Here is a 12,131-nt window from a genome sequence, read left to right as displayed (position 1 = left end):
TCCGGATGCCTTCTCAGGCCGCCTTGAGGAGGCCCGGCGCCTGGCTCGGAACGTCGGCGACCGCCACGCCCGCCGCTTCAAGCGCCTTTCGCTTGGAGGCATAGTCACCCTTGCCGCCGGAGACGATGGCGCCGGCATGGCCCATCTTCTTGCCCGGAGGCGAGGCCCGACCGGCGATGAAGGCGGCCACGGGCTTGTTCATCCCGCTTGCGTATTCGGCCGCTTCCTCCTCCGCCGATCCGCCGATTTCTCCGCAGATGACCACGGCGTCGGTCCTGTCGTCCTCGTCGAGGAACTGCAGTGCGTCTTTCGTCGTCGTCCCGATCATCGGATCGCCGCCGACGCCATAGAAGACGGAGATGCCCATCCCGGCTTGGACCAGATTGAGGCAGAGAAGGGTGCCAAGCGAGCCGGAGCGCGAGATGACGCCGACACGGCCGGGCTTGAACACCCGGTCGTTGAAGGCCGGCATGATGCCCGCGAAGGTCTCACCGGGCGTGACGAGGCCGGCCGTGTTCGGCCCAACGATGCGCGTGCCGCTCGCCTTCGCGGCGGCGTGCATCTCCATCACGTCATGGGCGGGGATGTGTTCCGTCAGGCAGATAACGAGCTTTGCCCCCGCCTCGCAGGCGTCGATCGCGGCCGCCCTGGCGCCCATCGGCGGCACGAACATCAGCGCGACGTCGAAGGGGGTCTCGCCCGCCGCGTCGCGGGCGCTCGCATAGATCGGGCGGCCGAGATGCTCGGTGCCGGCCTTCCTCGGATTGACGCCGGCCACGACGGTGGCGCCGTAATCGATCATCGCCTGCGTCCAGAAGGTGCCCTGCTTGCCGGTCATGCCCTGGACGAGGATGGAATGGTGCTTGCGCAAGATCATGCTGCGGCCTCCCGGGCGGCGTCGACGGCTTTTCTGACGGCGTCGTCCATAAGGTCGGCGGGCTTGATGCCGAGCTCGCGCTCGACCAGAGCGACGGCTTCGTCCTCGCCCGTTCCGTGGATGGTGAAGAAGACGGGAATGTCCGGATCAAGCGCCTTCCAGGCCTTGACCACGCCGTCGGCCATGACGTCGGTGCGGGCGAAGGCGCCGCAGAAATTGACGAGGAGGCTGCGGATGTTCGGGTTCTTCAGGAGGATGGAGAGCGCGGTCTCGGCCTTGGTGTAGGCCTCGCCGCCGATCTCCAGGAAGTTGGCCGGCTCGCCGCCGTAATGGGTGATGGCGTCCATCGTCGTCATCGTCAGGCCGGCGCCGTTGGCAAGGACGCCCACTGATCCCGAGAGCTCGATGTATTTGAGGCCGGCGGCGGCGGCTTCCGCCTCCAGATCCGTCATCTTCTGCGGCGCGGCCTTCTCCGACAGCTCTTCCTGGCGCGGCCCGGCGCTGTCGTCGATCGTCAGCTTGCAATCGAGAGCGACGATCCTGCCGTCCTCGGTGAGGCAGAGCGGATTGATCTCCACCAGCTCGGCGTCGACCTCGCGGTAGAGCCCATAGAGCCTGACGAGGGTGTCGACGACGGCCTCCTCGGCCCCGCCGAGATCGAGCCCGGCGATGCCCTTCCTCGCGGCTTCCGGCGAAAGGCCTTCATTGATGCCGACGGGGATGCGGCGCATGGCGTTCGGATCGCGCTCGGCGGCTTCCTCCACATCCATGCCGCCCATGGTGGAGAAGAGGACGACCGGCGAGCGGGCGGCGTTGTCGTCGAGCACGGCGGCGTAGAATTCGCGCGCGATCGGGACCTGCGCCTCCACCAGGAGCCGGTCGATCTTCCAGCCGTCGATCGACATGCCGAGGATGGCGCCGGCGTGACTTCTGGCTTCCTCGGGGCTGGCGGCGAGCTTGATGCCGCCGGCCTTGCCGCGCTTGCCGGTCGGGGCCTGCGCCTTCACCACGCAGGGGCCGATCTTCTCGGCGGCGCGCGCCGCCTCTTCGGGGGTGGCGGCGAGGATGCCCTCCGGTACCGGAATGCCGGCGCCGGCGAGCAGCGGCTTGGCCGCATGTTCTTCAAAATTCATGGCTTGGCCTCACGCGCCGTACTTTTCCAGGTAGGCGCCGAAAAGGGCGACCTCGGATGGTTTGTCTTCCGCGATGGTGGTCACGAGATGGGTGATGTTGACGAAATGGCGCCAGTTGAGGTTCTCCGAGATGGTGTTGCCCGCCCAGGTGCCGCCGCCCATGGAGAGCGTGAAGGGCAGGCAGTTCTCGAAGGAGCCGCCGTTGCCGAAGGTATGCGCCTGGTTGACGAGGACGCGCACGACGTCGGTCGTGGCGGCGAGGTCGGCCGCATGGGCGGGATCGGCGGTGTGGATGCCCACCGAATGGCCCTTGCCCTTCACTTCCAGGATGGCGGCGACGATGCGCTTGGCGTCCTCGAAGTCTTTGGCGCGGTAGACGGTCAGCACCAGCGAGAGCTTTTCGTCGGCGAAGGAGTTGCGCCCGCCGACTTTGTCTTCCTCCACCATGAAGAAGCGGCACTTTTCCGCTTCCGCCGGCAGGCCCATGGCGCGGGCGGAGACGTCGGCGTCCTTGGCGATGACCTTGCGGTTGAGATGGCCGTCTTCCCAAAGGGTGGCGGCGATCTTCTCCTTCTCCTGCGGCGAGGCGCGCCAGCCGCCGGCCTTTTGCAGCGCGGCGATGGCTTCCTCGTAGACCTTGTCGAGAATGACGAGGGCGTTCTCGGAGGAGCAGGAGGTGGCGTTGTCGAAGACCTTCGAGGCGCAGATCTTCTGCGCGGCGTCGTCGAGATCGGCGCTGTCGTCGATGATGACGGGCACGTTGCCGGCGCCGACGCCGATCGCCACCTTGCCGGTCTTCATCGCGCGCTGGACGTTGTTCTGGCTGCCGGTGACGACGATGAGGTCGGCACGCTCCATCAGGGCCTGGGTGGATTCCTTGGAGACGGGCGGCGGCAGGATCTGGACGAGATCCTCCGGATGGCCGGCCTTCTTCAGCTCCGCGCGCATCAGCTCCACGGTTTTCGCCGTCGTCTTGGCGCCAGCCGGGGAGGGGGCGATGATGACGGCGTTGCCGCCCTTGAGGGCCATCATCGCCTTGTTGACGGGCGTGGCGGCCGGATTGGTGGAGGGGCAGACGGCGGCGACGACGCCGACCGGCTTGCCGTATTTGACGAGGCCGCGCTCCGGCTCCTCGGAGATGACGCCGACGCTGCGCTCGCGCATGAGGTCGCGCAGGGTGCCGAAGGTCTTGCGGGTGTTCTTGATGACCTTCGATTCCACGTCGCCGAGGCCGGTATCCTCGACGGCGAGCTCGGCGAGCATGCGCGCGTTCTGCGGCTTGTAGATCGACCAGGCGAGGGCGGTGACGGCCTCGTCGACACGGGCCTGGTCGGTGTTCTCGTACGCGTCCATCGCACGCCGGGCCCGCGCCACGAGCTCGGTGACGGTCTGGGTCGGATCGTCTCTCAACGGTACGGTCTTGGTTGCGGTGGCCACGTCGTTTTCTCCTTGTTGTCTTGCGAAGGCGCGGGGAGGGGCTTTGCGCCCGTCAGTCCATCAGCGCCTTCTGCACTTCGGTGCCGCGGATCTCGCTGATCACGCTGGTGATGATCGCCAGGATGCCAAGTCCGAGAAGGACCGCCGCGATCGGCCGGTTGAAGAAGCCCATCGGATCGAAATCCATGAGCTGCATCGACTTGGCGAAGGCCGATTCACCGAGCTCGCCGAGAATGAGGCCGAGGACGATGCCGGCGGCGGAATAGCCCGTCGTCTTGATGAGGTATCCAAGCACCCCGGCGATGAACATGACCCAGACGTCGATCATCAGGTTGCGGAGGCCGTAGGCGCCGACCGTCGCGAGGATGAGGATGCCGGGGGCGAGCCAGCGGAAGGGGATGCGCAGGATGTGCACGACCGTCTTCGTCTGCAGCCAGCCGAGGCCGATGATGGCGACATTGGCCCAGAACATCGCGGCGAAGGTCACCCAGACGAGGTCGTGGGAGTTGATGAAGATCAGCGGGCCCGGCTCCATGCCGTGGATCTGGAAGATGCCCATGATCATCGCCGTCAGCGCGCCGCCGGGCAGGCCGAGGGCGAGAAGCGGGATCATCGCCGCGCCCGTCGCCGCGTTGTTGGCCGTCTCCGAGGCGACGACGCCTTCCAGTTCGCCCTTGCCGAAATTGGCCCGGTTCTTCGACCAGCGCTGCGCCTGGCTGTAGCCGAGGAAGGCGGCGAGCGTGGCGCCGATTCCCGGCAGGACGCCGGAGAAGAAGCCGATGAAGATCGAGCGGATCATGGTGAAGCGCACCTGCCAGAACTCCGACAGGCTGGGAAAATCGAGCGAGGCCTTCGGCCGCTCGCGCGTTCCCTTGGAGATGGAGACCGACTGGCTCAGCACCTCCGAGACGGCGAAGAAGCCGAGGATCAGCGGGATGAAGTGAATGCCGGCGGAGAGGTAGTAGGAGGAATATTCCCAGCCGAAGATGCTGCCCTCGTTGAAGCGCGGGATTCCGGCAACCGGATCGGTGCCGATGGTGGCGATGAGAAGGCCCACGAAGACCGACAGCCAACCTTTCCAGAGCGTCTGAGCCCCGATCGAGGCGGAGACCGCAAGGCCGAAGAAGATAAGGGCGAAGATCTCCTGCGGGCCGAAGGCGCGGATGGCGAAGGAGGCGATGGCGCCGGTCGCCGTCATCATCAGGATGGCCGAGGCGACGCCGCCGATCGCCGAGCACATGACGGCGGCGCCGATGGCCTTTCCGGCCTGCCCCTTCTGCGTCATCGGATAACCGTCGAAACAGGTTGGAGCGTTTTCCGGCGCGCCGGGAATGTTGAACAGGATCGCCGTGATCGCTCCGCCGAAAACGCCGGCGCAGTAGATGACGGAGAACATCATCACCGCCTCGGTCGGGTTCATGCTCGCCGTGAAGGGCAGGAGCACGGCGCCGAGCGTCAGCATGTTGACGCCCGGGATGGCGCCGAAAAGCATGCCGCCGACGAGGCCGAGGAAGAAGATCAGCGTGGCGTGATAGCTGCCGAAAAGGGCAAGCGTGCCGTCGAGAAAGGATTCCACGTTTCGTCCCTCAAAGACCCATTCGGGCAAAGCCGATGATGGCGTTGTTCACCTCGTAGAAGCCGTCGAGACGGCCGTTCGGCAGGGCGACGAAAAAGAAGCGCGTGAACAGGAGGAGAAAGAGCGCGTAGACGATGAGCGTCACGCCGGCGATCGCCAGGGGCGAGCGCACCTCCAGAAGCAGCATCAGCGTGATGACGAAGAGCGGAGCGGCGACGTAAAAGCCGATCCACGGCGAGACGTAGAGAAAGAGAAAGGGCAGGGCGAAGATCGCCAGCCGCTGGACGACGCGGTGCGCCCCGGTATGCGTCTCTTTCGCGGCCGCCGGCGCCGGCTCCGCCAGGTCATGGCCTGCGAGCTTGTAGAGGAGCTGACCGGTCGCGCCGAGCGCCATCAGGATGCAGATGGTCCTCGGCCAGCCAGCGGCACCGGGCGGATAACCGACGATGTCCTTGGCGAAATAGATCGTCTGCCAGTAGGCGAAGCCGGCGATGGCGAGCCAGACCAGCCATTCGATGATGGGGCCCTTGAAACGCTCGATCTGGGAAGGGCGCGCGGCGGTGGCGGTTTCCATCCGATTGCCTTGCCTGTCCTCGGGGGGGAACGGCGGAGCCGCAGGCTCCGCCGAGGTGGCAAAACGCTCGCTCATAGACCGAGCTTCTCGTACATTTCCTTGTAGGCCTTGGCGGAATTATTGATCAGAGCCACCGCGCCCTTGTGATCGCGGAAGGAGTCGATCACGTCCATGTACTTGTCCTTGTTGAACTTCGTGTAGGCCTCCGTCTCGAAGGCGGCCTTGCAGACATTCTCAAGGAAGGCGATCCGGTCCTCGGGAACGCCGCTCTTCACGTAGAAGCCGCGGAAGCGGGTCAGCGGGTCGAAATCGGCCCCCACTTCCTTGGAGGTGGGCGTGTCGGCGAAGAGCTCCGGGCGCTCGTCGAGGAAGGTGAGGATCGGCTTCATCTGGTCGGCCTGGATGAAGTTCCTGACGTCGCCCGGCTGCTCGAAGAGCGCGTCGACATGGCCGCCGATCAGCGCGCCGTAGCGCTCGGCCGGCTTGTCGAAGGGGATCTGCTTGAACTTGAGGCCGGTCGATTCCTCGAGCTGGGCCATGGTGATCCGCTCCATGGACTGCACCTTGCCGAGATTGGCGACGGTGACCTCACCGGGATGCGCCTCGGCGTAGGCGACGAAGCTCTTCCAGTCGGAGAAGCGGTCGTCGTCGGAGCGGATGTAGATCTGATTGAAGGTGATCTGCGTCATGCAGATCGGGCTCCAGTCCTCGGCCGGGTTTTCCTTGATGTCGCCGGAAGCGTAGGCGGAGACGGCGTCGTCGATCGCCTCCATGATGGTGTAGCCATCCGGGCGGGCCAGCATGAAATCGGGGATGGCCGCAGTGCCGCCGCCACCCGGCTTGTTGACGATCTGGAAGGTGAGGCCCGCGACCTTCTCGGCCGCATCGGCCCAGGCGCGCGCCAGCTGATCCGAGCCGCCGCCGGCGCCGTAGGGCACGATGATGGTGATCGGCCGGTTGCCGTAGCCGTCTGGCTTTTCCAGCATCTCGGCCGCGCCGACCGGCGCGGCGAGCAATGCGAGCCCGCAGGCCCCGATAAAGGTCTTCCTCCATCCGCTCATGGACATTGGCTTCCTCCTGTTGGGCCCGCTCGTTGGATGGCGAGGCCTAGTTATTGGATTTTGATGCTAACAAGCCCAGCCTCCGCCTTGGAAGTGCAAAAACTTGGTGTTAGATTCAGGTTAGTTGAAGTTAGGAGGCGGACATGTCGGTCAGGCGGTGCCGGGCGGTGCAGGCGATCGCCGATCACGGCTCCTTTGCGGCGGCGGCTAGCCGGCTCAATATCACCCAGTCCGCGATCAGCATGCAGGTGACCAGCTTCGAGGAGAGTCTCGGCGTGACGCTGTTCGACCGCTCGCACCGGCCGCCACGGCTGACGGAGGCGGGACGGGTGGTGCTCGCCCATGCGCGCAAGGTCGTCGCCGAGTACGACGCCATGCGCGAGGCGCTGTCGGAGGAATACGCCTATGGCGGGGCGCTCAGGATCGGGGTCATCCCGACCGTTTTGACCAACCTGCTTCCGGCCGGGCTGATGGCGCTGCGCAACCGCGGCACGGCGGCGCCCACCGTGACGGTGATCTCGGCGCTCTCGGGCGATCTGGCGGCCGCGGTGGAGCACGGGGAACTCGATGCCGCGCTCATCCACAAGCCGGCCGAAATGCGGCCGGGTCTCGTCTGGCGGGAGATCAAGCGGCAGAAGATCGTCGTCATCGCCCCCGGCACATCGCGCGAGGCCGATCTCGTCTCGCTGTTCGCCGTGCAGCCCTACATCCGCTTCAACCGCTCCGCCTGGGTGGCGCCGCTCATCGACCGGCGCCTGCGCGAAATGCAGCTGGAACCGACCACCACGGCAGAACTGCAGTCGATCGACGCCATCCGGCTTCTCGTCAGCCTCGGCTTCGGCGTCTCGATCATTCCGGCGGTGGCGGAGGGCGGCGACGACCCTTCCGTGCGCACGCTCGAATTCGGCGATCCGCCGCTGTTCCGCACCATCGGCTTCCTGATGCATGCCTCGCTCGCCGACCGGCCGGTGGCGCGCATCGTCGGCGACGCCTTCGAGAAGGCGGCGCATCACCAGCCCTCGTAGGTCAGCGCTCGTAGGTCAAGCCGCGGGCGCCCAGCGGGCCAGCGTCTCAGCCGAAGTCGTTCGCCGGCACGATCTCCTCTACCGCAATGCGGCGGAAGGCGGCCTCGATGAAGCAATAGGCGGCGAAGGCGACGAGCCCGATGGCGGTGACGAAGAGGAGGATGGCGCCGAAGGGCAGGTCCTGGATGTAGCTGAGCGCGTCCTCCAGGCCCGGCGCGCTTTGCGCGTCGTAGATGCCGCCGCCATAGAAGGCGAGGATGCCGATGACGATGAAGATCGCGCCGCGGGCGATCAACCCGAAGGAGCAGATCGGCCGCACCAGCCGTGAGGCGGAATCGTCGAGGCGCAGATATTTATCGTAGCCGGCCTTCCAGCCCTTGACGATATGGGCGATGCCGATGCCGACCGGCACGAGCGAGAGGGCAAGCGCCACCCAGCGGCCCCAGCCCTGGCCGAAAAGCCAGCCGAGCCAGCCGCTCGTCGGATCGGAGCCGCCCCCGCCGCTGGAGGTGTCGAGGGTGACCACGATGGTGGCGGCGAAGACGGCGAGCGCCAGATGGATGAGCCCGCTGCAGAAGAGGCTGAAGCGGATGAGAAGCCCCTTGGCGTCGAGGCCGTGATTGTCCACATCGCCGAGCGCCTGGGCGAAGCGCCAAAGGGCAAAGGCGAGAAGGCCGAGCCCCACGATGGCGAGAAGCACCCCGCCGAGCGGCTGGTGGAAGAGCTGCTTCAGCGCGCCCTGCGTGTCCTGCGCATCGGTGGAGCCGATGGCGGCGAGGACGGCGAAGCCGCCGACGATGAGATAGACCATGCCTCGCGCGGCATATCCGGCGCGGGCTCCCCATCTCAGCGATTGCGAAGGTGTCGTGGCGATGACGCGGCTCCCCGGTTGTACCCGCCTGCAACGCCGCTCCGGCGAAAGCAGTTCCGCACTCCGCGGGGAACATCGCTCGGCGATCCCGCTTCCCCAAGTCCTCTATATGAATATTCTTCCGGTCACGCCTCTCTAGAGAGTGGCTGCAAAAGCGAGAAGGGCGGCAGGGACACGTACGCCGGGTGCATTGCTTGGGCTTTCAGCGAGATGAGGGGCTTTCTGTCGTGATAGGGCCGAAGGGCAGCTGAATTCTTCGGCTCGCTGCTCCGACGAAATCCATTCTCCTCTATAGGAGTTGACGACCCTTGCGGCTTGCGTCAGCTTTCATCGCCCAATTCCCCCTGACGGGCATTTTCTGGAGGGCGCGTGACGGACAAGAGCGACAGTCCCGAGACCCGGGAGGGCAAGGCCAAGCACCGGCTCATCTCCGAACGTCTCCTGTCGGAGATCGAAATCGGCAAGTGGCGGCCCGGTGACCAGCTTCCCTCCGAGGAGCAGCTCGCGGCCGAGACGAGTGCCAGCCTCGGGACGGTGCAGCGGGCGCTCCGCAACCTCGTCGAGACAGGGGTGGTGGAGCGCCATCACGGTCGCGGCACCTTCGTCTCGGGAGCGCGCGCCCCGGAGCGGCATCTGAGGCATTTCCGCTTCCTCGCCGAGGGCGGCGCGCAGCTCCTGCCGGTCTATTTCAACATCCTGGAGATCGATACGACCGAGGAGAACGGGCCCTGGCAGGCCTTTCTCTGCGGGACGAGCTTCGTGCGCATCCGCCGCATCGCCTCCGTCAACCGGGAATTCGAGGCCTTCAGCGAAGTCTACCTGCCGGCCGACCGCTTCGGCGAGGTCGCGCGCATGAAAGGCTCCATGCTCGACGGCGTCTCCATCCGCGACATGCTCGCCGAGCGCTTCAACGCGCCGACGCTCAACATCCGCCAGACGATGCTGTGCCAGGCGCTGCCGCCGCGCGTGACGCGGCTCATCGGCGTGCCGGCCGGCCAGTACGGCATCGTCTGGTCGATCTGCGGCATGAGCTACCGCGACGCGCCGGTGACCTGGCAGCGCATCTTCCTGCCGCCGAGCGACCGCGTCCTGGAGATCGCGCCTCCACGACACTGGTGAACGCCTTCAAGTGAGCCCGGTCTGCCCGGACCGAAAACCCAACCGGCTGCGCCTTCGGCGCCGCCCAGAGCCAGGAACAGGTCAGTCCCGTGAACGAGAACAATGCCGAGAAGCGGCCAAGCCGCCGGCCCTGGGAGGATATGGACAGCGGCGTCATCCGCGCCCCGATCGCCGCCTGCGATCTCGGCCATGCGCGCATTGCGCCGACCGGCGCCTTCGAGGCGGGCTCCTACGCCTCCTTCATGCTGACCTATACGGCCGGCACCTTCGGGATCGACGATTCCGGCAGCCTGCGCGTCTGCTTCCGCTTCGCCTCCGACCAGGGCAACCCGCAGTTCGACAATCCGTCGGGGCCCAATTTCTGCACGGTGGAGGCCTCCAACGGCGCCGTCCTGCAGCTGAGATGGGATCCGAAAGGCAATGTGCGGCCCTGGGACCGCACGCTGTGGATCAAGGTGGTGAAGGGCTACCTGAAGGAAGGCGACCGGATCGTCATCCGCTTCGGCGTGACCGACCATGGCGGGCCGGGCATGCGCCTGCAGACCTTCTGCGAGGAGACGTTCGAATTCCGCGTCCTCGTCGATCCGATCGCCACCTTCAATTTCCAGACCCTGCCCGAGCAGCCGATGATCTCCATCGTGCCCGGCCGGCCGGAGCGCTATGTCGCCGTCCTGCCGACGCGGCGGCGGGTGGGCGAGACGTTCGCCCTCAAGGTCAAGGGCGAGGACAAATGGGGCAATCCCTCCGACCGCTGCGAGGCGCGGCTGAAGGTGGAGGCGGTGGGTCCGATCGAGGGCCTGCCGGAGAAGATCGAGCTGCGGCCCGGCCCCTTCGCTTTCGAGTTCGGCGGGCTGTCGCTCGCAAGAGCGGGCGAGGCGGCCGTCCGCCTCCGGGACGAGGCGGGCAACGTCCTCGCCGAGACCAATCCGCTCGTCGTGGAGGACACGTCGCTGGTGCATTTCTGGGGCGATATCCACGGCCAGTCGGAAGAAACGATCGGGACGGGGTCGGCGCGGGCGTATTTTTCCTTCGCGCGCGAGCGCGCCTTCGTTGACGTCTGCGGACACCAGGGCAACGACTTCCAGATCAGCGACGCATTCTGGGACGAGCTCAACCGCATCACCGAGGCATTCGACGAGCCGGGCCGCTATGTCGCCCTGCCGGGCTACGAATGGTCCGGCAACACGGCGCTCGGCGGGGACCGCAACGTCTTCTTCCCCACCGAGGACCGGATCATCCGGCGTTCCTCGCACGCCCTCATCGAGGATCGCGCCACCGCCGGATACGACTGCACCACGGCCGGCGAATTGTTCGAGGCCTTCGCCGAGGCGGGCGAGTTCGACGTCGTCTGCTTTGCCCATTGCGGCGGGCGCTACGCCGATATCGGGCTCGCCCATGACGGGCGCTTCGAGAAGTCGGTGGAGGTGCATTCCTCCTGGGGCACCTTCGAGTGGCTCCTCGCCGATGCGCTGAAGTTCGGCTACCGCGTCGGCGTCGTCGCCAACTCCGACGGGCACAAGGGAAGGCCGGGGGCGAGCTATCCCGGCGCCGGCAAGTTCGGCGCCATCGGGGGGCTCACCTGCTACCTGATGGAGGAGCTGTCGCGCCCCGCGCTCCTCGACTGCCTCAGGAAGCGCCACCATTACGGCACGACGGGCGGGCCGGGCGGCCGGCCGGTCATCGACCTTGCGGCGCGCTTTTCGGCCACCGGCACGCTCTATCACGACGACCCGGCCCTCGTTGCCGCCGAGGGCAGGCCGGCGCGCGAGGCGCTGATGGGCGACCTCGTCCACCTGCCCGAAGGCGAGGCGGAGCTTTCGGTCTCCGTCCTCGCCAGCTCGCCGATCGAGCGGGTCGATATCTTCAACGGCGCCGAGCTCGTCGAGACGATCCGCCCCTTCGCGGACGCCGATCTCGGGGCGCGCATCCGTCTTCTGTGGGAGGGCGCGGAATATCGCGGCCGCTTCCGCGAGGTGATCTGGGACGGCACGGCGACGTTCGAGGGCAACCGCATCCTTTCCGCCCGCCCGGTCAACTTCCTCAACCGCGACAAGACGCTGGAGCGACAGGGCCCTGACGGGCTCTTCTGGAAGGCGCTGACGACGGGCAATTTCGGCGGCTTCGACGTCAGCCTTGAGAGCGCCGAGGCGGGTGTCCTCAGCCTGAAGACGCCCCTCGTCTCCTTCGAGGTGCCGCTCGCCGAGATCGGCTACGAGGACCGTGTCTTCGACAACTCCGGCGAGCTGCCGCGCTTCGTGAAGGTCTTCCGGCTGCCGGAAGAGAACCCGCATCGCCGGCTTTCCTTCACGAAGAAGGTGCCGCTCCGGCCCGAGGGCGACAACGCCGTTTATATCCGGCTCACCCAGGAGGACGGCACGCGGGCCTGGACGAGCCCCGTCTATATCTGGCGCTGAGCCGGGCGGATGGACCCAGCGTCCCGGCCAGCGCTACACTCGCC

The 12,131-nt window shown here is 66.6% G+C and carries 10 protein-coding genes; 3 read left to right on the top strand and 7 right to left on the bottom strand.

Annotation, left to right across the window (positions count from 1 at the left end):
- Positions 1–13: 13 nt before the first annotated feature.
- The 6 genes from CLD20_RS01675 to CLD20_RS01650 form a co-directional block, all read right to left on the bottom strand.
- Positions 14–877: a CoA-binding protein gene (locus tag CLD20_RS01675; RefSeq protein ID WP_224404854.1), complete on the bottom strand. Its 864-nt coding sequence runs from the start codon at positions 875–877 to the stop codon at positions 14–16.
- A complete protein-coding gene (locus CLD20_RS01670) occupies positions 874–2,010 on the bottom strand; it encodes a succinate--CoA ligase subunit beta (RefSeq protein ID WP_224404853.1) in 1,137 nt (378 codons plus the stop codon). The genes CLD20_RS01675 and CLD20_RS01670 overlap by 4 nt, the downstream gene beginning before the upstream one ends.
- A 9-nt stretch (positions 2,011–2,019) precedes the next feature.
- Positions 2,020–3,447, bottom strand: coding sequence for an aldehyde dehydrogenase family protein (locus CLD20_RS01665; protein WP_224404852.1), 1,428 nt, complete (start codon positions 3,445–3,447; stop codon positions 2,020–2,022).
- A gap of 52 nt (positions 3,448–3,499) precedes the next feature.
- Entirely contained in the window at positions 3,500–5,023 is a 1,524-nt protein-coding gene (locus CLD20_RS01660) for a tripartite tricarboxylate transporter permease (protein WP_224404851.1), read from the bottom strand.
- 10 nt (positions 5,024–5,033) lie between these two features.
- Complete coding sequence (locus tag CLD20_RS01655) at positions 5,034–5,597, bottom strand: tripartite tricarboxylate transporter TctB family protein (protein ID WP_224404850.1); 564 nt, start codon at positions 5,595–5,597, stop codon at positions 5,034–5,036.
- 71 nt (positions 5,598–5,668) lie between these two features.
- Complete coding sequence (locus CLD20_RS01650; RefSeq protein WP_224404849.1) at positions 5,669–6,658, bottom strand: tripartite tricarboxylate transporter substrate binding protein; 990 nt, start codon at positions 6,656–6,658, stop codon at positions 5,669–5,671.
- A gap of 143 nt (positions 6,659–6,801) precedes the next feature.
- On the opposite strand from CLD20_RS01650, the gene CLD20_RS01645 reads away from it, so the two are divergent.
- The gene (locus tag CLD20_RS01645) at positions 6,802–7,683 is read left to right on the top strand and encodes a LysR family transcriptional regulator (protein WP_224404848.1); all 882 of its coding nucleotides are present in this window, start codon (positions 6,802–6,804) and stop codon (positions 7,681–7,683) included.
- Between the two features lie 46 nt (positions 7,684–7,729).
- Here CLD20_RS01645 and CLD20_RS01640 read toward each other — a convergent pair whose 3' ends face one another.
- A complete protein-coding gene (locus CLD20_RS01640) occupies positions 7,730–8,533 on the bottom strand; it encodes a DUF1206 domain-containing protein (RefSeq protein WP_224405045.1) in 804 nt (267 codons plus the stop codon).
- 390 nt (positions 8,534–8,923) lie between these two features.
- Between CLD20_RS01640 and CLD20_RS20340 the strand changes: the two genes are divergently transcribed.
- Both CLD20_RS20340 and CLD20_RS01630 read left to right on the top strand, forming a co-directional pair.
- Positions 8,924–9,673, top strand: coding sequence for a GntR family transcriptional regulator (locus CLD20_RS20340; protein ID WP_224404847.1), 750 nt, complete (start codon positions 8,924–8,926; stop codon positions 9,671–9,673).
- Positions 9,674–9,762: 89 nt separating this feature from the next.
- A complete protein-coding gene (locus tag CLD20_RS01630; RefSeq protein ID WP_224404846.1) occupies positions 9,763–12,087 on the top strand; it encodes a DUF3604 domain-containing protein in 2,325 nt (774 codons plus the stop codon).
- The last annotated feature ends 44 nt before the right edge of the window (positions 12,088–12,131 follow it).

The organism is Afifella sp. IM 167 (genome assembly GCF_020144925.1).
Taxonomy (GTDB): Bacteria; Pseudomonadota; Alphaproteobacteria; order Rhizobiales; family Afifellaceae; genus Afifella.
Note: the sequence above shows the minus strand (reverse complement) of the source record. Positions and strands in the feature narration are given on the sequence as shown.